The sequence below is a fragment of the Mycobacterium shunyiense genome (genome assembly GCF_058270075.1).
The window spans coordinates 24736-43082 of the sequence record NZ_JBZDPU010000008.1 but is presented as its reverse complement, the minus strand read 5'-3'; the positions used below and the strand labels follow the sequence as shown (position 1 = coordinate 43082).

At 66.8% G+C, this 18347-nt stretch carries 22 protein-coding genes; 15 read left to right on the top strand and 7 right to left on the bottom strand.

All coding sequences use genetic code 11. The annotated features are described in order from the left end of the window. The first annotated feature begins 3 nt into the window (after window positions 1-3). A complete protein-coding gene (locus AC4ELH_RS06980) occupies window positions 4-1287 on the top strand; it encodes an LCP family protein (protein ID WP_498883623.1) in 1284 nt (427 codons plus the stop codon). A 149-nt stretch (window positions 1288-1436) separates the two neighbouring features. Next, window positions 1437-1985 carry a ferritin gene (locus AC4ELH_RS06975; protein ID WP_498883621.1) on the top strand — a complete coding sequence of 183 codons (549 nt, stop codon included), beginning with the start codon at window positions 1437-1439 and terminating at the stop codon, window positions 1983-1985. A 13-nt stretch (window positions 1986-1998) separates the two neighbouring features. On the opposite strand, the gene AC4ELH_RS06970 is transcribed toward AC4ELH_RS06975, so the two are convergent. From AC4ELH_RS06970 to AC4ELH_RS06960, 3 genes are read right to left on the bottom strand one after another with little or no spacing between them, the layout of a single operon-like run. Further along, window positions 1999-2871 carry a glycerophosphodiester phosphodiesterase gene (locus AC4ELH_RS06970; protein WP_498883619.1) on the bottom strand — a complete coding sequence of 291 codons (873 nt, stop codon included), beginning with the start codon at window positions 2869-2871 and terminating at the stop codon, window positions 1999-2001. Between the two features lie 5 nt (window positions 2872-2876). Further along, window positions 2877-4001, bottom strand: a complete 1125-nt coding sequence (locus AC4ELH_RS06965; protein WP_498883617.1) for a DUF4328 domain-containing protein — start codon at window positions 3999-4001, stop codon at window positions 2877-2879. 41 nt (window positions 4002-4042) lie between these two features. Further along, the gene (locus AC4ELH_RS06960) at window positions 4043-4384 is read right to left on the bottom strand and encodes a rhodanese-like domain-containing protein (protein ID WP_064960113.1); all 342 of its coding nucleotides are present in this window, start codon (window positions 4382-4384) and stop codon (window positions 4043-4045) included. A 421-nt stretch (window positions 4385-4805) separates the two neighbouring features. Between AC4ELH_RS06960 and AC4ELH_RS06955 the strand changes: the two genes are divergently transcribed. From AC4ELH_RS06955 to AC4ELH_RS06940, 4 genes are all read left to right on the top strand, one after another. Then, complete coding sequence (locus tag AC4ELH_RS06955) at window positions 4806-4964, top strand: hypothetical protein (protein ID WP_165609202.1); 159 nt, start codon at window positions 4806-4808, stop codon at window positions 4962-4964. 165 nt (window positions 4965-5129) lie between these two features. After that, window positions 5130-5753, top strand: coding sequence for a superoxide dismutase (locus AC4ELH_RS06950; protein ID WP_003883955.1), 624 nt, complete (start codon window positions 5130-5132; stop codon window positions 5751-5753). A 238-nt stretch (window positions 5754-5991) separates the two neighbouring features. Next, a complete protein-coding gene (locus AC4ELH_RS06945; RefSeq protein WP_064884533.1) occupies window positions 5992-6528 on the top strand; it encodes a hypothetical protein in 537 nt (178 codons plus the stop codon). Window positions 6529-7419: 891 nt separating this feature from the next. Beyond that, window positions 7420-7818, top strand: a complete 399-nt coding sequence (locus tag AC4ELH_RS06940; protein WP_055120869.1) for a secretion protein EspR — start codon at window positions 7420-7422, stop codon at window positions 7816-7818. 78 nt (window positions 7819-7896) lie between these two features. Here AC4ELH_RS06940 and AC4ELH_RS06935 read toward each other — a convergent pair whose 3' ends face one another. The 3 genes from AC4ELH_RS06935 to AC4ELH_RS06925 are packed head-to-tail and all read right to left on the bottom strand — an operon-like array spanning window position 7897 to window position 10737. Beyond that, window positions 7897-9039 (bottom strand): hypothetical protein, encoded by a 1143-nt coding sequence (locus tag AC4ELH_RS06935; protein WP_498883611.1) that lies wholly within the window; start codon window positions 9037-9039, stop codon window positions 7897-7899. Beyond that, the gene (locus tag AC4ELH_RS06930; protein ID WP_055118736.1) at window positions 9036-9527 is read right to left on the bottom strand and encodes an ImmA/IrrE family metallo-endopeptidase; all 492 of its coding nucleotides are present in this window, start codon (window positions 9525-9527) and stop codon (window positions 9036-9038) included. The genes AC4ELH_RS06935 and AC4ELH_RS06930 overlap by 4 nt, the downstream gene beginning before the upstream one ends. Window positions 9528-9564: 37 nt before the next feature. After that, entirely contained in the window at window positions 9565-10737 is a 1173-nt protein-coding gene (locus AC4ELH_RS06925; RefSeq protein ID WP_498883609.1) for a hypothetical protein, read from the bottom strand. Between the two features lie 212 nt (window positions 10738-10949). On the opposite strand from AC4ELH_RS06925, the gene AC4ELH_RS06920 reads away from it, so the two are divergent. The 8 genes from AC4ELH_RS06920 to rraA all read left to right on the top strand — a co-directional run bounded on the left by AC4ELH_RS06920 (window position 10950) and on the right by rraA (window position 16073). Further along, complete coding sequence (locus tag AC4ELH_RS06920; RefSeq protein WP_064884529.1) at window positions 10950-11606, top strand: DUF6474 family protein; 657 nt, start codon at window positions 10950-10952, stop codon at window positions 11604-11606. Between the two features lie 9 nt (window positions 11607-11615). Beyond that, window positions 11616-12143 (top strand): hypothetical protein, encoded by a 528-nt coding sequence (locus tag AC4ELH_RS06915; protein WP_498883607.1) that lies wholly within the window; start codon window positions 11616-11618, stop codon window positions 12141-12143. 29 nt (window positions 12144-12172) lie between these two features. Beyond that, window positions 12173-12826, top strand: a complete 654-nt coding sequence (locus AC4ELH_RS06910; RefSeq protein ID WP_498883605.1) for a YcnI family copper-binding membrane protein — start codon at window positions 12173-12175, stop codon at window positions 12824-12826. Beyond that, window positions 12823-13329 (top strand): copper resistance CopC family protein, encoded by a 507-nt coding sequence (locus tag AC4ELH_RS06905; RefSeq protein WP_448446099.1) that lies wholly within the window; start codon window positions 12823-12825, stop codon window positions 13327-13329. The genes AC4ELH_RS06910 and AC4ELH_RS06905 overlap by 4 nt, the downstream gene beginning before the upstream one ends. Next, window positions 13305-14159, top strand: coding sequence for a CopD family protein (locus AC4ELH_RS06900; RefSeq protein WP_498883603.1), 855 nt, complete (start codon window positions 13305-13307; stop codon window positions 14157-14159). Before AC4ELH_RS06905 ends, AC4ELH_RS06900 begins: the two co-directional genes overlap by 25 nt. Before the next feature lie 89 nt (window positions 14160-14248). Further along, window positions 14249-14761, top strand: a complete 513-nt coding sequence (locus AC4ELH_RS06895; protein WP_498883602.1) for a hypothetical protein — start codon at window positions 14249-14251, stop codon at window positions 14759-14761. A 44-nt stretch (window positions 14762-14805) separates the two neighbouring features. Further along, a complete protein-coding gene (locus tag AC4ELH_RS06890) occupies window positions 14806-15570 on the top strand; it encodes a MerR family transcriptional regulator (RefSeq protein WP_498883600.1) in 765 nt (254 codons plus the stop codon). 20 nt (window positions 15571-15590) lie between these two features. Then, window positions 15591-16073, top strand: a complete 483-nt coding sequence (gene rraA / locus AC4ELH_RS06885; RefSeq protein ID WP_064882989.1) for a ribonuclease E activity regulator RraA — start codon at window positions 15591-15593, stop codon at window positions 16071-16073. A 59-nt stretch (window positions 16074-16132) separates the two neighbouring features. Here rraA and AC4ELH_RS06880 read toward each other — a convergent pair whose 3' ends face one another. Beyond that, a complete protein-coding gene (locus AC4ELH_RS06880) occupies window positions 16133-17605 on the bottom strand; it encodes a flavin-containing monooxygenase (RefSeq protein ID WP_498883598.1) in 1473 nt (490 codons plus the stop codon). Window positions 17606-17683: 78 nt separating this feature from the next. On the opposite strand from AC4ELH_RS06880, the gene AC4ELH_RS06875 reads away from it, so the two are divergent. Next, window positions 17684-18325, top strand: a complete 642-nt coding sequence (locus AC4ELH_RS06875; protein ID WP_498883596.1) for a TetR/AcrR family transcriptional regulator — start codon at window positions 17684-17686, stop codon at window positions 18323-18325. Window positions 18326-18347: the final 22 nt, after the last annotated feature.

Genomic DNA, 18347 nt, shown 5'->3' with positions numbered 1-18347 from the left:
GCTGTGGACGACTTCACCGCCTCGGGCGGACCTCGCGACCCGCGCTCGCGGCGTCCGGGACCGCGCCGCCGCGACAACGAGCCGTCCCAGGTGATCCGGCGCGACCCGAACTACCGCCCGGCCTGGCCGCCGAATCCGCCGACGCCGCCACGAACACCGCCGCCACCCAGACAACCCCCACCCAGGCAATCCCCGCCGCGGCAGCCCCCGCCCAGGTCCGCGCCGCCACCACCACCGCGCCCACCCCGGGGTTCGCAGCCGACTCCGCCCAGGTCGGCGCCGCCGCCCCGACCCCCGGCCGCACCCGCACCGGTGCGCAAGCCCCGCCGGCGACGCCACTGGGGCCGTCTGGTGTTGGTGGTGCTGCTCGTCGGCGTGCTGGCGCTGATCGGCGGCGGTGTGTGGATTGACTCGTCACTGCACCGGATTCCGGCACTGGCCGACTATCCCGAGCGGCCCGGGGCGGCACACGGCACCACCTGGCTGCTCGTCGGATCGGACAGTCGCCAGAACCTCAGCCCCGAGCAGCAGGCCGATCTGGCCACCGGCGGGGACATCGGCAACGGCCGCACCGACACGATCCTCTTGGTACACATTCCCGGGATCGGCTCGGGCACACCGGCCACCATGGTCTCGATCCCCCGGGATTCCTACCTGCCGATTCCGGGCTACGGCGAGGACAAGGTCAACGCTGCGTTCTCGCTGGGCGGGGCACCGCTGCTGGCGCAGACGGTCGAGCAGGCCACCGGTCTGCGCCTCGACCATTACGCAGAGATCGGTTTCGACGGTTTCGCCGGCCTCGTCGATGCCGTCGGCGGGGTGACGATGTGCCCGGCCGAACCGATCAGCGACCCGCTGGCCGGGATCGACCTTCCGGCGGGTTGCCAGGAGTTCGACGGCCGTAACGCGCTCGGCTACGTCCGCAGCCGAGCCACGCCACGCGCCGATCTGGACCGGATGATCCACCAGCGGGCGTTCATGTCGGCGCTGCTGCACCGGGCCACCAGCCCGGAGGTGCTGCTGAACCCCCTGCGGTGGCAGCCCATGGCCCGCGCGGCCACCAACTCGGTGGCCGTCGACCAGGACGCGCACGTCTGGGATCTGGGCCGGCTGGGCTGGGCGATGCACGCCGACATGGTGACGACGACGGTGCCGATCGGCGAATTCACCGGCAGCGATTCGGGCGCGGTGGTGGTGTGGGACAGCGACGCGGCAGGTCGGCTGTTCACCGCACTGGCCAACGACACCGCCGTTCCGGACGACGTGATCGAAAAGTCGCAACCTTGAGCTTAGGCAAAGCTAAATAAAGCAGTAGCAAATTCTGTACAGCAAATGTAATGCGCACCACACGACCGCGGTCCAACTAAGGTAAAGCTGACCTCAATGAGGTCTACCTTCGATGACAACGCGTTCTGACCTGCTATATCCTCGCGATCATGACGATGACCGGTGAACACGACACGAAATTCCACGCACTTGTTCAGGACCAGATCCGCAGCGAGTTCACCGCGTCACAGCAATACATCGCAATTGCGGTTTATTTCGACGGCGCGGATCTTCCGCAGCTCGCCAAGCACTTCTACGCACAGGCGGTCGAAGAGCGCAACCACGCCATGATGCTGGTCCAGTACCTGCTCGACCGGGATATCGACGCCGAGATCCCCGGTGTCGATGCGGTGTGCAACCGCTTCGACGCTCCCCGGGACGCGCTCGCGCTGGCGCTCAGCCAGGAGCGCACCGTCACCGAACAGATCAGCCGGCTGGCCAGTGTTGCCCGCGAAGAAGGTGACTATCTCGGCGAGCAGTTCATGCAGTGGTTCCTCAAGGAGCAGATCGAAGAGGTCGCGTCGATGGCGACGCTGGTGCGTATCGCCGACCGCGCCGGTTCCAACCTGTTTCACATCGAGGATTTCGTCGCTCGCGAAATCGCCGGCGGAGCGGGTGCGGACGCAGCGGCACCGAAGGCCGCGGGCGGCAACCTCTAGCCCTCGGGTCTTCTCAGTCCCGGCCCGCGCCGGTCAGGCCGTTCTGCAGCCAACTCTTGGTGCGGCCGGGATGATTCGTGGCCACCCACCCCACGCCGATGTCGCGGCAGAACTGCACATCCTCGTAGTGGTCGACGGTCCAGCAGTACAGGGCACGCCCCTGGGCGGCGGCCCGGTCGACCAATTCTGGGTGCTCGCGCAAAGTTGCGATGGACGGGCCGACGGCGGTGGCCCCGACCGTGGTGGCGGCACCGCCGCCCAGATACCGCGACGTCTCACCGAGCAGCACCGTCGGGAGCATCGGGGCGGCCCGGCGAATCCGCCATACGGCTGCCGCCGAGAAGGACATCACCACCGCTCGGGACAGATCGGCCGAGGCGGGCGCCGCGATTCCGTAGCGGTGCAGCAGCGCCAGCACCTTGTTCTCCACCAACGCGCCGTAGCGCACGGGATGTTTGGTCTCGATGAACAACTTGACCGGCCGGTTCCAGTCGAGCACCAGCGATACGAGGTCGTCGAGTGTCAGCAGCCCGGTGTCTCCGACGGTGCCTGCTGGCGCGTCGTCTTCCTCATCGTCGTCGGAGCGCCCGCCGGCATGCCACGACCCGTAGTCCAGCTTGCGCAACTCGGCCAGCGTCATCTCGCTGACCAGCCCGGTGCCCGTGGAGGTGCGGTCCACCCGGCGATCGTGCACGCACACCAGGTGCCCGTCACGGGTCAGGCGCACATCGCATTCCACGCCGTCGGCACCCTCACGCAGCGCCAGGTCATATGCGGCGAGTGTGTGTTCGGGCTTCTCGGCGGACGCTCCCCGGTGGGCCACCACGAACGGATGCCCAGGCCCCGGGGTCGCCTGCGCAGCGGCTTCGCCGTCGCCCGTTTCCATACGGCCTATGCTGCCGGGTTCTGCCCCTGGGTCTCAACCGGAACGGCGGATTCAGCGGAATCCTCACGATTCTGCGAACTGTCCGCCGCCTCGGTGTCGACCGGGGAAGGGTCGGGAGTGGGTGTCGGATCAGAAGATTCGGGCTCAAGCACCACCCAGCGCCGGACGCTGCGCTCGGCCGTCGCACCGCTGCCCTCGAACCCGACGAACACCTTGGCGGTCAGCAGGAACGCCGCCAGCGCCAGCAGATACCCGACGATCGCCGTCACGGTGTTGTTGGCGATGTTCTGCGGGGTGTTGTTGAAGAACGTCACGTACACGGTGCTGACCATCGACGCGAACGCGACGACCGCGCTGAACACCCAGACGATCCACCACACCACGATCTGGCGACGCAGATGCGAGAGGCGCCCTTCAAGGGCGGCCAGCTCCCACACGAACACCGGTGCCATCACGAGGTTCACCCCGGGCAGCAGACAGCACAGCCACAGCGTCCTGGTGCTGCGCGGATCGACCTCACCGTGGGCGGCGTATCCGGCGGCCCGCCGCGTGATGAGCCAACGCACCAACGACACCACCGCGACGACCACGACGCCCATCGCCACCACGCTGGCCAGCAGCCCGATGGCCACTCCGCCGATCGCGATCAGCGGATGCAGCAGCACGCTGCGGTTGATCAGCAGCAGCACATAACGAATCACGTGAGCGAACGCGGCGATTCCCAGCACCACCATGGCTGCGACGAGCATGAGTCGTACGGTGCCGGCGTCTGTCTCGCCGTCGGTTTTCTGAGGCTGTTCCTCGAGATCGAACTGCTGGTGCAGTCCCCAACTCGGAATCGAGCGGTAGTGCGGCGTCGGGCCGAGCGGCCGCCGCTGCCTGCGCTGGTGCGGCGGAGGGCCGGGACGCAGGGCGATCCAGCGATAGCCGGGGGCGAGGTGGGGCGGAGTGCGCTGCGCCGTCGGCGCCGTCTGTGCCGGCGACGGAGGCTGGGCGGAAGGTCCCCACTGTGACTGGGGCGACGACGGCGCCGAGGGCGCCATCAACGAACCGCCGCACCGGGGACACCACGACCGCTGCCGGTCACGCACGTTCCAGCGCGTCCCGCACTGCGAACACACCTGGATCATCCGACCAGCCTAGCCACGATCTCTGAACAGGTCCTTGGCGGTCAGACGGTTCCGGTGCCACCGGCGTCGGTGATGACGGGACGTCCGGCCCCGGCCCACGCCAGCATTCCGCCCTCGACATTGACCGGGGTGTACCCGTTGCGAGCCAGATAGTTCGCCACCCGCAGGGAACGTCCACCCGCGTGGCAGATCACGTACAGCTCGGCGTCCGGGTCGATCTCGGCGATTCGCGCCGGCACATCACCCATCGGGATGTGCTGGGCTCCTTCGGCGTGACCGCGTTGCCATTCGTCGTCCTCGCGGACGTCGAGCAGCACGACAGCCCCTTCGAACGTGGTGGGTACCGCAGCGATATCTGCCTGCCCGACTTCCACATCGTCCATGCCGTCCATGCTCGCATGCCGGTGCCGGTGAGCGCAGCCGCCCCTGATGGCTCGTCGCGGCGTTAGCAACGGAAAGCTATCCACAGTTTCCACAGGTTCATCCACAGGGCGGGCACCTGGAGAAAAGCCCCCGAAATGGGAGTTACTGTGCGGTAGCTGTCCATCACTGTGGATAAACCTGGGGTGTTCACGGCAGCGATCAACAAGCACCACCGCCGCGGAGCGAAATTAAGCACTCGGCTAAACCTCGGCCGCCGGCACGACCGGTCCGGTTTGGGATCAGCCTGATTCCAGGCCCCGTAATCGACGCGGAGGCCGATTTTCCCTTGGCCATTACACGGGCTATGATCGGCGTCACACCAGCTGTTGTGACAGAACTCACTGGGGGGCAAGGATTGATCGTGCAGGTCAGGAGTTTTTGATGGCGTCACATCCGATCGGATCGGGATCGGCCCTTCCGCAGCCTGAATGGCACTCATCCGGGCATCTGCACACCCGTAACCAGTTGATGTCGTTCCTTCGGGCCAGCGTGATCGCCGTGCTGCTGCTCGGCGTGCTGGCCGTCATCGTCTTGTTGTGACCGACGCCCGATCGGGTATACGTGTGGTCGGCGCACGCGTCCTTGCGGTGCGCCCTGCGATGGAGCAATGTTGGCGGTGATCTTGAGTGTCGAACCGTGAGGCTCGAACACGACGATCTCTGACGAACGCCTGGCTCCATCGATCGATAATGAGGAAGGAATCTCGTGGCTGAATACACCTTGCCGGACCTGGATTACGACTATGGAGCGCTGGAGCCCCACATCTCCGGGCAGATCAACGAACTCCACCACAGCAAGCACCACGCGGCGTACGTCAAGGGCGTCAACGACGCCGTCGCCAAGCTCGACGAGGCGCGGGCCAACGGAGACCACGCGGCGATCTTCCTCAACGAGAAGAACCTGGCCTTCCACCTCGGCGGCCACGTGAACCACTCGATCTGGTGGAAGAACCTGTCCCCCAACGGTGGCGACAAGCCGACGGGTGACCTTGCCGCGGCGATCGACGATCAGTTCGGCTCGTTCGACAAGTTCCAGGCACAGTTCACCGCCGCCGCCAACGGCCTGCAGGGTTCGGGTTGGGCCGTGCTCGGCTACGACAGCCTCGGCGACCGGCTGCTGACCTTCCAGCTCTACGACCAGCAGGCCAACGTGCCGCTCGGCATCATCCCGCTGCTGCAGGTCGACATGTGGGAGCACGCCTTCTACCTGCAGTACAAGAACGTCAAGGCCGACTACGTCAAGGCGTTCTGGAACGTTGTGAACTGGGAGGACGTGCAGAACCGCTACGCGGCGGCCACCTCCAAGACCAACGGCCTGATCTTCGGCTAGCTCCCGTCGACTGAGGGCTGGATCGGTTTTCTGATCTCTCACCAAGGGGCGTCGCGCAGATTGCGTGACGCCCCGCCCTCGTTTCTGGGGACGGTCGTTCTTGGCCGACTCGTTACCGGTCCGGATCCCGTGTCGCCTTGCACCGCCCGGGTTGCTGCCGCATTCTGATCTCATCGACCCACAGACGTGTCGGAGCACCGGCCAACCGGCGAGCCAACACCGATGTCCCGGAGGCGATATGGATACGACGGGGTCCGGCCGGGCGATTGAGATCGCCCCCTTCCATTCCGGCGGTGCACTCAAAGGGTTTGTGGTGCTGGGCCGATGGCCCGATTCCACCAAGGAGTGGGCGCAGCTTCTCATGGTCACCGTGCGGGTCGCCTCGCTACCTGGGTTGCTTTCCACCACAACGATTTTCGGGGTTCGGGAGGAATTGCCCGAGACACCCCGCCCCGGCACCGTCGGCATCGTCATCGCAGAGGGTCCGGTAGTCGGCGAATCCGCCGTCCCGCCCGGGTATTTCGCCGAGCACCAACCGCCGGCACTGCTGATGTTGCATCCGCCCTCGGAGACGACACCGTCGCTTCCCGAGTGCACCGGCGCCGCTTCCGGCTGCGTGTTACTGCCCGGCCTTCCACATCTCGGACTGGAACACCGCGCGGCCTGGGTGGAAGCCGAATCCGACGGCACGGTGACGTCGATGGTCAGCAGGGTGGGTGTTGATCCGATCAGTCACCCCGATACGGCGATTCTGGCGATGCTTTTGGCGGCGTAGGTACACCAGGAGCGGGACATCTTCTCCAACAAGGAGAGTCCAGCTTCCGAAAATGGATAAGAAACCTGGCGGGTCGGCCAGACAGCGGCTATGGTCCTCTAGATCAGCGAAGGGCGGAAGCCCCGCAATCGTCGTGTCGACATGCTGGCCTTGAGCCCGGCCGACAACCTGCGATGCGGTGGGCGACACCTTCGACCGTATATGGGTGAGCCGCGCAAGCGGCAGGTATCGGCGGTGTGTCGAAAGGTCGCCATGTCCGCAGGCGCAGGTGTCAGCGTCAGAGCAGGATCGCCGATGTCGGCGACCCGGCACGGGCTCCAGATAGCCGTGGCGTCCCGCCGCAACCATCCCCGTACCCCCATTTGTGCCAATGATTGTCTGGCGACGACGGAAACCTCCGCCTGTTTCCGCCCGGCAACTACCTTCCGGAATCGGTCCCAGAATCCAGCCGGCCCCGTCTGGCTATCGCGCGCGAGGGGGTTGACGGGCATTCCGCCGCCCAACCTGTAACGTGTTCCACGTCGTCCGACAACGGCCTCGCGCGGAATCCGACGCGACCGGAGGTCGGCACTCTAGCAAATATCTGTTTCCGCTAGTCACGGCCCTGCATCGGTTGCCGGCCAAGATGTTGATCATGATCGGGCGCCCCTGTGCTCGCAGCTCACCGCGCCCAATACAACGCAACCGTCACCTTTTGCATTGCCAGACGGTGCAATCCCGCCTACCCCCCACGGCGAAGGTCCGGGTATCCGCAGCCGAGGGGGTCAAAACGCAAAGCCAGTTTAACTTTTGTGGCGTTTGCACTTGGTTGTCGTCACAACACTCGCTACGATGGTCAGCAAATACGCCGCCTAATTCGTACCGCTCATGAAGCATGTGGAGGTCAAATCGATGAGCAAGACGTTCGCCGCCCGCCTAAACCGCCTGTTCGATACGGTTTATCCACCTGGGCGCGGACCCCACACGTCTGCCGAGGTGATCGCCGCACTGAAGTCTGAGGGCGTCACCATGTCGGCTCCGTACCTGTCCCAGCTCCGTTCGGGCAACCGGACAAACCCGTCGCAGGCAACCATGGCCGCACTTGCCAACTTCTTCCGGATCAAGCCTGCCTACTTCACCGACGACGAGTACTACGAGAAGCTCGACAAGGAACTGACCTGGCTGGCCAGCATGCGTGACGAGGGGATCCGCCGGATCGCTGCCCGTACTGTCGGGCTGTCCAACGAAGCTCAGCAGGATCTGGTCCAGAAGGTCGATGAACTGCGCCGCCGGGAACACCTCGACGACTGATTCGTCGGTCTCGGCCGGCACCTTCGCGCGCTGAAACCCACGTCAGTGGGGCCCATTCGGTTCCCACTCGCGCGGGTTTCAGCTGCGCGTCGCCGCGCCGCTCATTTCCCGGTACCGCTCGGAGATCGCGAGAATCCATTCCCGGTCGGAATACGATTCGGGCTGGCTCAACCAGGCGAGCCCCGGAAACTCGGAATCCTTGTCACCCTCGCGGGTGTCGTAGATCCACTGGGCGATAGCCTTGGCCTGCTCCCGCGGTGGCACGTCGGGTCGCTCCACCTCGTCCAATTGTGTTGTGTCGCTTGGCTCTCCCGATCCGCTTGAGCCACGCGGTGCAGCCGTCTGATGCTGCCGCGCATCGGCGGCGGTCGCCTCCAGATAGAGCGCATCGGAGATCAGCGACATCCGTTCGGCGACGCGGAACACCAACGGTCCGCGCGGACGTACGCCGATGCCGACATCGGGCTGGCGCCGGGCCAATTCGTTCAGAAGCGGCTTGATGGTCCGTAATTCGTGGTGCGCACCGAACCAGTCCTCGACGCTCGGCAGCAGCGATCCGGCGGCCACGATGACCATCGCACAACCGAGAAGGGTGGCCGCGGCGCCGACTCCGACGGGTTCGGTCCGGCCCACGGCTCTGAGTAGGACGAAGCCGCTGGCAGCCACGATCAGCACCATGCCAACGGTGAACAGGAACAGCGCCCGTCCACGCCGGCTGCGATTCGAGTAGCGCAGGCCGGCCCAGACCACCAGGGTGAGCGCCAGGAACACGTAGAGCAGTGGCAGCAGCCACGAAGCACCGTGGGACCCAAGGTCCCGGCGCAGGTATTCGGCCGGGGACATCTCCGGTTGCCTGCCTGCGGCGAAGAAGATCACCAGGCTGATCACCGCGACGACGCCGGCGATGCCGTACTGGATCAGCGCGATACGACGGGTGAGCGTGGCCGAACGGCCCGAGGAGGCAGTCGTGATCATGACGCAACTGCCTGCCGCACAGGCGATCAGCGCGACCTGGCTCAGGCCGGCCGCGATGTTGGGCCAGTGCACCACCGTGTCGATCAGCAGGGCGAGCGGCTCCCAGTTCAGCGCGGCTACGACACCGAGGCTGCCCAACGAGAGGATCATCGCGGAGCTCACCAGGGATTGCTTGTTGACCAGAGCCCAACCGATGCGCAGGCCGGTAGCCAGACCGAGTAGGCCGGCGATCACCCAGACGATCAACCAAACGCCTCTCCGAGGCGGACCTGCACGATCGACGACCGGTCGGACGGCAACCGGCCGAGGCGGTAGAGCAGGAGCGCGGCGAAATCCTCGGCTTCCTGCTCGATGTCCTCGCCGTTGGGCCCCATACAGCCGGTCCGCTGGTTCAGCATGTAGCTGATCAGATCCGAGGTGGCCACCTCGGCGGTGGCGGCCGCTGCGTCGACGATCGAGATGCCTTCGTGGCCCAGGACCAGGTGTCCGAGTTCGTGAGCCAGGGTGCGGTCCCAGGCCGGCAGACCCTGCTGGATGAGGAAGACGTCGCGGTCGGCGTACTGCCGCCACTGCCCGCACACCCCGGGTGGAAGTTCGGCCATGGTCAGCTCGATGGGTCTGCCGCGATCTTCACTCACCGCGTCGACCAGACGGGTCAACGTGACTTCACCCTGTCGCGGGGCGAGGTCGAGAACCTCGTTGACAGCGCGGGTGACGCTTCGACTGGCGGACATGATCCCCCCTTTCCACCCTGGATTCTTCCAAGTCGTGCTAACTCATGAACCGACTGGCATCGATTCGGACCGTACGGCCGGCTTTCGCCTGCCGGTAGCCCACGAATCCACCGAGGCCGGTCAGAGCCATCATCCCGGTAACCCCGGGCAGCGCCACTGCCGCGAGTTCCATTGTGTTCGCGGTGCGCAGGTAGTCCGCGTACCCCGCCCGGAACGCCACGGGCATCGCGGCGTCCAACCCGACAGCGGCGGGCGGCGGCGACCCGGAGCGCATCTTGATGCTGGGTTGCACGGGTCCCGACCACGGCCCGGACTGCGGCCCGTGGTCAGAGCCCGGAGCGCCCAACGGCACCGCGAGCGGCGGCACGATGACCGGCAGTGCGATCACCGGGACGGCGATCGGCGGTACCCCGGCCGCTGCGGCCAGTCCGGGCGGGGGTGGCACGGCCGCGTCGGGAGCCTGTGTCTGCGCGACGGGTATCTGGAGGACCGGTGGGCGCGGGAAGTCGAAGGGAGTCGGGACACCGGGACCCCACTCCCCGCCACCGCGAGTAGGACCGCCGATCAGCGTCGTGGTCGTCGCACTTGTCGGAGACGTCGTAGCCGAGGTTGTCTCGGTCGTCGACTCGGTCGTCTTCGTGGTCGTCGGCTCCGTGGACTTCGTGGTGGTCACCGCGGTCGACTCCGTGGTGGTCACCGCGGTCGACTCCGTGGTCGACGTCATTTGAGTCGTCGAAGGCGTAGTGGGCGCAGTGGTCCCCGATGTCGTCCCCGGTGTCGTTGTGGCCTCGGAAGTGGTCGGCTCGGCAGAAGTCTCCGACGGGTTTGAGGTGGGTGGCGTCTCGGTACCGGAGGCCGTCGCGGTGGCCGTCCCCGTGCCTGTCCCCGTTTGCGGGGGCGTGCCGGTCCCGGAGGGCTGGCCCGTTCCCGACGGTTCACCCGTGTCCGTCGGTTTGCCAGTTGGCTTGGTCGGTCGGCCCGTCGGCTTGGTCGGCTTGCCCGTGGGCCGGGTGCCGCTGTGGGACGGACGCGTGCCGGGCGGGCCGCTGTGCCCATCATGGCCATTGCCGGCACCGTTCGAGGATCCCTGGCCGCTGTCGGGCCGACCCCGATCGGGATCGGCAAATGCCAATGCCCCTCCGACACCGGCGGTGATCAGGCCCGCAAGCACCAGACCGGTCGAGGCGGCGACGCGCAACCGCGAACGCACGTTGTCACCACCCTTTCGCGCACCGCCCAACAGCTTCGATTGATGAATCTGATTCTTGCACAATCGGGCAGTCCAAATTTGCTAGCTGAGGCGATTACCCGGGCCCGTAGCGGGGAGCCGCAGCAGAGCAAATCCACCGGACGATACTGTGGGTCTGCAGCAGTTCTGCGGTGACCACGAACACACGACGAATTGACCGGGAGGCAACCGGAATGGGCCTGTTCACGCGACGAAAAAGCCGCGCCACCCGCCGCGCCGAAGCCCGCGCCATCAAGGCGAAGGCCAAGCTGGAGGCCAGGCTCACCGCAAAGAATGAGGCTCGTCGCATCAAGTCCGATCAAAAATCTGCGCAGCGGGCTCTCAAAGCTCAGGTCAAAGCGCAGCGGGACAGTGACCGCAATGCCCTCAAAGTCGCCGAGACCGAGTTGAAGGCGGCCCGCGAAGGGCGCCTGCTCTCCCCCACCCGGATTCGCCGCGTGCTCACCGTCACGCGTTTGCTGGCACCGGTGCTCGTGCCCTTGATCTACCGGGCCGCCACGGCCGCCCGTGGCGCCCTGGACGAACGTCGCGCTGATCGTCTCGGCGTCCCGTTGGCTCAGCTCGGTCAGTTCTCCGGGCACGGCGCCGAGTTGTCCGCGCGCATTTCCGGGGCCGAGCAGACCCTGCGCCAGGTCGCCGACAAGAAACCCAAGGACGCCGAGACCAAGCAGTTCGTTTCGGCGATCAACGAGCGCCTCACCGATCTGGCCGCAGCCGTGACGGCCGCCGAGAACATGCCGACCGCGCGCCGCCGGGGTGCCCACGCGGCGATCACCGCACAGCTCGACGGCATCGACGCCGATCTGATGGCGCGGCTCGGGTTGGTCTAGCTCAGCTCCATGGCCGGCGCCGCCCGTATCGACTCCGCAGCCCCGCTGCGCGGTACGGCCGTCGGCGCACTCACCGCTGCGCTGGCCATCGCCGCCCATGGCGTCGCCGGGGGCGGCCTACCGGACGGGGCCGTGGCCGCCCAACTCCTCGTACTCTCGGTGACATTGGGTGCGCTGGCCGCGAACCTGGCCGCCGCGAACCGCACCGTGGTGCTGTGGGGCATGCTGGGCACCGGCCAACTGCTGGCGCACGCGTTGTTGGCCACGGCCGGTCACGTGCACGACGCTCAGCCGGGTCTGGCCATGTTCGGCACGCATGTGGCCGCGGTATCGCTCGGCGCGGGTCTGATCGCTTGTGGTGCGCGCCTTTCCGCGGCGGTTTCGCGGGTGGTCCGCGTGATTGTGCGGAATGGCCGCGTCGCACCCGAATCGGCCGCCGGCGGCACGGCACGCAGCGCCGATCAGCCGTTGCACTCCGCCCGTCTCCTCGCCGCTTCGGTGTCGCACCGGGGTCCGCCGGTCGGCGTCATTGCCTGACCATCCGACCCGACCCACGAAAGACACCAATGCAACCCTTCACCGGGGCGTCCTCGCGCGCCCTACTCGCGACCTCCGCGGTAGCCGCCGCCGGTCTGCTCACCGCCGCGCCGGCCTGGGCCCATGTCCACGTCGACGCCGACAATCCGACGCCGGGGACCACCTCGGTACTCACCTTTCGGGTTCCCGGCGAGTCCGATACCGGCGCGCTGACAACACAATTGAAAGTCGACCTGCCCAACGTGGCCTCGGCCCGCACCGAGGTGATGCCGGGCTGGGCCGCCAAGCTCGACCGTGACACCGCTGCGGGCACAGTCCGGACGGTGACGTGGACGGCGGCGCCCGGGGTAGGCATCTCATCCGAGCAGTTCGCGCTGTTCCGGGTGTCGGTCAAGCTTCCCGACGCGGCGACCGCGAGCTTTCCCGTCACCCAGACCTACTCCGACGGCTCGGTGGTCCGCTGGGATCAGCCGCCCCTGCCCGACGGCAGCGAGCCCGAACATCCGGCTCCACAGCTGGCGCTCGCCGGAACCGAGGCCGCTCCGGCGCCCAGCCAAACCGCTCCTGCCGTCGCACAGCCCGCAGGCACCGTCGACAATTCCGCACGATGGCTCGCCGGCGGGGCGTTGATCGTGGCAGCAGCCGCGGTGGTCGCGTCCCTGCTGAACCGGCGCCGGTCATGAGCCGCCTGCCGGCCGCCATTCTGAGCGGACTGATCCTGGCCGCGTCCGCACTGCTCGGCGCCCCCGCGGCGTCCGCACATGCGGCCCGGATCGCGACCGACCCGGCCGAACATTCCTCGCTGAGCAGCTCACCGCCGCGGGTGAGCGCCACGTTCAACGAGGCACTGCAGCCTGCCTTCGCCAACATGACGGTCGTCGGGCCGGACAACAACCTGTGGTCCGAGGGCGATCCGACAGTGGCCGGCGCGGTACTCAGCGTCGGGGTCCGTCCGCTCGGCCCGGCCGGAACGTACACGGTCAATTACCGGGTGACCTCGGCCGACGGGCACGTGGTTTCGGGTTCCTGGTCGTTCGACCTGACGGTGGCCGGATCGGGCACGCCGGGCGCGGCCGCGTCGGCGCCTGCGCAGTCCGACGGCGGCATCGTGGTGTGGCCGTTCGTGCTGGTCGCCGCCGTCCTCATCGGCGGCGGAGCCTGGTGGGCGGTCCGGCGCCAGCGGTGACCGGCGCGCTGATCCGGGCGCTGGCTGACGGCGCCGCCATCGTGACCCTCGGCCTGGCTGCGGTGCCGCTGCTCGAATCCGACCGTTACCGCGCCGAATTGTGTCGCAGAGCCGCGGGACCGCTCGGGCTGGTGGCAGCCGCCTGGCTGTTGGCCGAGGTCGTGCGGCTGACTGTGGAGGCGGCGCAGACCGCGGGCGTCGGATTCTGGCAGATCGGCGTCCACACCCTGACCGACTTCGGCCTCCACACGACCGCAGGCCGTTCGGGGCTGGTCGGTGTGGTGGCCGCGTTGATCGTCGCTGCGGTGGCGATCCTGGCCCCGCGAGGTGCGACCACAACCGTCGTCACGCTCGGTCTGGCCGCAGTCGGTATGGCCGCCAGGACACTGGCCGGGCATCTATCCGAGAGTCCCGTCGGCGGAATGGCCGTGGCGGTGCACGCATTGGCCGCCGCGGTGTGGTGCGGCGTCCTCGCCGCCTTGGTGCTCACCGTGACGCACCGGGGTCAGTGGGCGAGGGTGTTGCCCAGGTTCTCGCAGTTGTCGCTGTCGTGCGTGGGCGTGCTGCTGGTCGCCGGGGTGGCCGGGGCGGCGATCAGGTTGAACTCGCCTGCCGATCTGTGGACGACCGCCTACGGCCAGGTGTTGACGGTCAAGGTCGTGGTGACCGCGGTCTTGTTGGTGTTGGCCTGGCGTAACCGGGCGCAGTGGCTGCCTGCGGCGCGGGCCCATCGCAGCAGCGCCGCACTGTCGCAGAACCGTTCGTTGGTGGAGTTGGGCATCATGGCTGTGGCGGTCACGCTCGCCGCGGTTCTGGCCGTCACGGGTTGACCGCTGCGGCGCCTGGCATGATGGGAAACACTGCCGGCCCTACCCACCGCGCTCGCGCGGAACACCGGACACTGCAAAGGAGCAGCCAGATGGCAGAGCAGCAGGATCAACCCGCCGAGAAGCCCGAGACCGGGGCCGAGTCGGCTGCGGCCGACGCATCAGCGGCCGGCGCGGATCCTGCTCCGCCCACTCCGGCCCCCAAACCCGGCCCTCCGCCGGCCAAGAAGGCCGCCGCGAAGAAGGCCCCCGCCAAGAAAACCCCGGCGAAGAAGGCCCCGGCCAAGGCCGCCAAAAAAGCTCCGGCGAAGAAGGCCCCGGCCAAGAAAGCGCCGCCCGCTCCTCCGGCTACTCCCGCCCCGCCCCCCGCCGAACCAGCCCCCGCGCCCGTCATCCCTCTGCCGGATGTCGCCAAGGCAGCCAAAGAGACTGCCGCCCAAGCCAAGTCGACTGTCACCTCGGCCGCCAATCCAGTGTCGGGCCCGGTGCCGTCCGCACTGAGCGAGAGCCCGTCGTCCAAGCTGCCACTTGCCGCGGCGGTGGCCGTAGGCGTTCTGGCCCTGCTCCTGGTCGTGCTCAGCCGTCGGCATTCCGAGGACAGCTGACCCGGGCTTGACCCTGACGCGACGTCAGGGTCGATAGTGGCCTCGTGCACGCAGATCCGCAGGTGAGATCCGTCGGCGCGGTCGCCGCGCTGACGGAGATCTCGGTGCGGACTCTGCATCACTACGACCACATCGGTCTCGTAGTGCCCAGCGTGCGTACCGCGACGGGTTATCGCGGCTATACCGACGCCGATATCGAGCGGTTGCATTTGGTGCTGGTGTACCGGTCGGTCGGGCTGGCGCTGGATGAGATCCGGTCCCTGCTCGACGATCCGGATGCCGACGTGCTCGCCCACCTGCAACGCCAGCACAGCGTCCTGTGCGATCAGGCCGAGCAGCTGCAGCAGACCATCAAGGCAGTGGAGGAATTGATGAGCGCCCACGACAGAGGAATTCAGCTGACCGCCGAGGAGCAGGTGGAGATCTTCGGCAGCGCCGTTTTCGACGAGCACGCCGAGGAGGCCGAAGCGCGCTGGGCCGATACCGAGGAGTGGAAACAGTCCCGGCAACGGACCGCGCAGATGACCAAGCGGGACTGGATCGAGTTCAAGGCCGAGAACGACGCGCTGCTCGACGCCCTGGCCGAGGGTAAGCGCACCGGGGTCGAACCGGGCTCGGCGCAGGCCGACGAGTTGGCGGCACGGCATCGCGCCACCATCTCGCGGTTCTACGACTGCAGTGACGACATGCATGTGTGCCTGGCGCAGATGTATGTCGACGACGAGCGCTTCGCCCGCTACTACGACGAGGCAGAGCCTGGGCTGGCCCAGTTCGTGCACGACATCATCGTGCAAAGTGTCGGTCGCTAGCGGGCTGCGATAATCGCGGGGTGAGTATCGAACCGCGCGCCACCGCTGATCTGGTCGACGAGATCTACCCCGACGTCCGTAGCTGCGATCTGCAGTTGCAGAACTACGGCGGCAGGACCATGTTCGCCGGGCCGATCACCACGGTGCGCTGCTTCCAGGACAACGCCCTGCTGAAGTCGATCCTGTCCACCCCGGGTAACGGCGGGGTGCTCGTGGTCGACGGTGACGGCTCGGTGCACACCGCGCTGGTCGGTGACATCATCGCCGGGTTGGCCGCCGACAACGGCTGGTCCGGGGTGATCGTGCACGGCGCGGTACGCGATGCCGCCGCGCTGCGCACCATCGATGTCGGGATCAAGGCGCTGGGCACCAACCCACGCAAGGGCACCAAGACCGGCGAGGGTGAGCGCGACGTCGAGGTCAGCTTCGGCGGCGTCACCTTCGTCCCCGGCGAGATCGCCTATGCCGACGAGGACGGCATCGTGGTCGTCGCCGCTTCCTAAAACCAGGAGCGAGAAAAGCCCCCACCTTGATGAAGGTGGGGGCTCTTCTCGTTTATTGCCTAGCTAACCTTCACGGCCGCACGGTGTTTGGTGAACATCAGCGACTCCTCGTCGACCTTGCCGTAGCGGATGGTCCGCAGGTCGAAGAAGTAGTTCTGCTTGAGCCGCCAGGGCGCCTCCGAGCCCGACTTGGGCAGGCTGTCCATGGCACGCCGGAAGTATCCCGGGGTGAAGTCCATGAACGGCATCTCGTCGACAGCGGTGCCGGGGTGCTGGGCCTCGACGCGGTCGAAACCGTTGGCGTCCATGTAGTTCAGCACGCGGCAGATGAACTCCGAGACCAGATCCGCCTTGAGCGTCCAGGACGCGTTGGTGTAGCCGAAGGTGATCGCCATGTTGGGAACACCGGAGAGCATCAGGCCCTTGTAGGTCATCGTGTCCGACAGGTCGATCGGCTCGCCGTTGCGCAGGGCCTGGGCACCGCCGAACAACTGCATGTTCAGACCGGTCGCGGTGACGATGATGTCGGCCTCGAGCTCCTGCCCGGAGCTGAGTTTGATGCCCTTGTCGGTGAACGTGTCGATCGTGTCGGTGACGACATCGGCCTTGCCCGACCGGATGGCCTTGAACAGATCGCCGTTGGGCGCCAGGCAGACTCGCTCATCCCACGGGTTGTAACGCGGGCTGAAGTGCTTGTCGTAATCGAAGTTTTGGGGCAGCCGGCGGGTGCCCATCTTGCGCAGGAACTGCTTGAAGATCGACGGGAAGCGGCGCGCGATCTGGTACTGGCCGGTGCTGTACCCGACGGCCTTCCAGCGGTTCGCGAAATGCGCGAGATTCTTCGGCAGGTACTTGTTGGCCTTCACGGCGAACGGATCGACCAGAGGCAACGATCCGACGTACGTGGGCGAGCGCTGCAGCATGGTGACGTGCCCGACGCCGCCGTTGACCAACGACGGGATCAACGTGATCGCGGTGGCACCCGAGCCGATCACGACCATCTTCTTGCCGGCGTAATCCAGATCCTCCGGCCAGTGTTGGGGGTGGATGATCTGGCCCTTGAAGTTCGAGGAGCCGGGGAACTCCGGTGAGTAACCCTCGTCGTAGTTGTAATAGCCGCTGCACACCGACAGGAACGAGCAGGTGATCTGCTTCTCCTCCCCATCGTGCTCGACGGTCACGGTCCACTTGTTCTCGGCGTCGGACCAGTCCGCCGACACCACCTTGTGGCCGGTGCGGATGTGCTTCCGGATGCCGTTCTCGTCGGCAGCCTCGTTGATGTAGTTCCAGATCGACTGGCCGTCGGCGATCGATTTGGCCGACTCCCACGGCTTGAACCGGAACCCGAGGGTGAACATGTCCGAGTCGGAGCGGATGCCCGGGTACTTGAACAGGTCCCAGGTGCCGCCGATGTTCTCCCGGCGCTCGAGCATCACGTAGCTCTTGGTGGGGCAACGGTCCTGCAGATGCCAGGCCGTGCTGATGCCGGAGATGCCGGCGCCGACGATCACAACATCGAAGTGTTCGTTCATGGGACCGACGGTATCAACATGGTGTTGAGTCGGTCAACAGTCTGTTGATAAATTCAACGCGGTGTTAGGCTGCTGGCTGTGACCACCTCCGGTACGACGCGCGCCCCCCGCGGTCGACGCGCCGCCCGACCATCGGGCGACGACCGTGAGGCGGCCATCCTCGAGACCGCCCGGCAGCTGCTGGAGACCAAGAAGTTCGCCGACATATCGGTCGATGACCTGGCCAAAGGTGCCGGGATCTCCCGGCCGACGTTCTACTTCTACTTCTCATCGAAGGAAGCGGTCCTGCTGTCGCTGATCGACCCGCTGATCAAGCGGGCGGACACCGGTTTCGACAGCGCACTTGAGGACATGCCCACCGACCCCAAGCGGGCGATCCGGCACGGGATCGAGATCTTCGTCAGCTCGTTCGGGTCGCATCCGGCCACCGCACGCGCCGGTACCGAGGCACTCAACAGCAGCCCGGAGTTCCGGGTGTTCTGGTCCGGGCTCATGCAGAAGTGGATCAACCTCACCGCCGCCCTGATCACCGCTGAGCGTGAGCGCGGCGCCGCCCCGGAGACCATTCCCGCGATGGACCTGGCGACCTCGCTCAACTTGATGAACGAGCGCACCATCATGGCGGCTCTGGGCGCCGAACAACCCGCGGTCGCCTACGACAAGGTGGTCGACACCCTTGCCCACATCTGGCTGGCCAGCATCTACGGCGAGGCCCTCTGACGCGTCCGCCGGCTATGCGAAC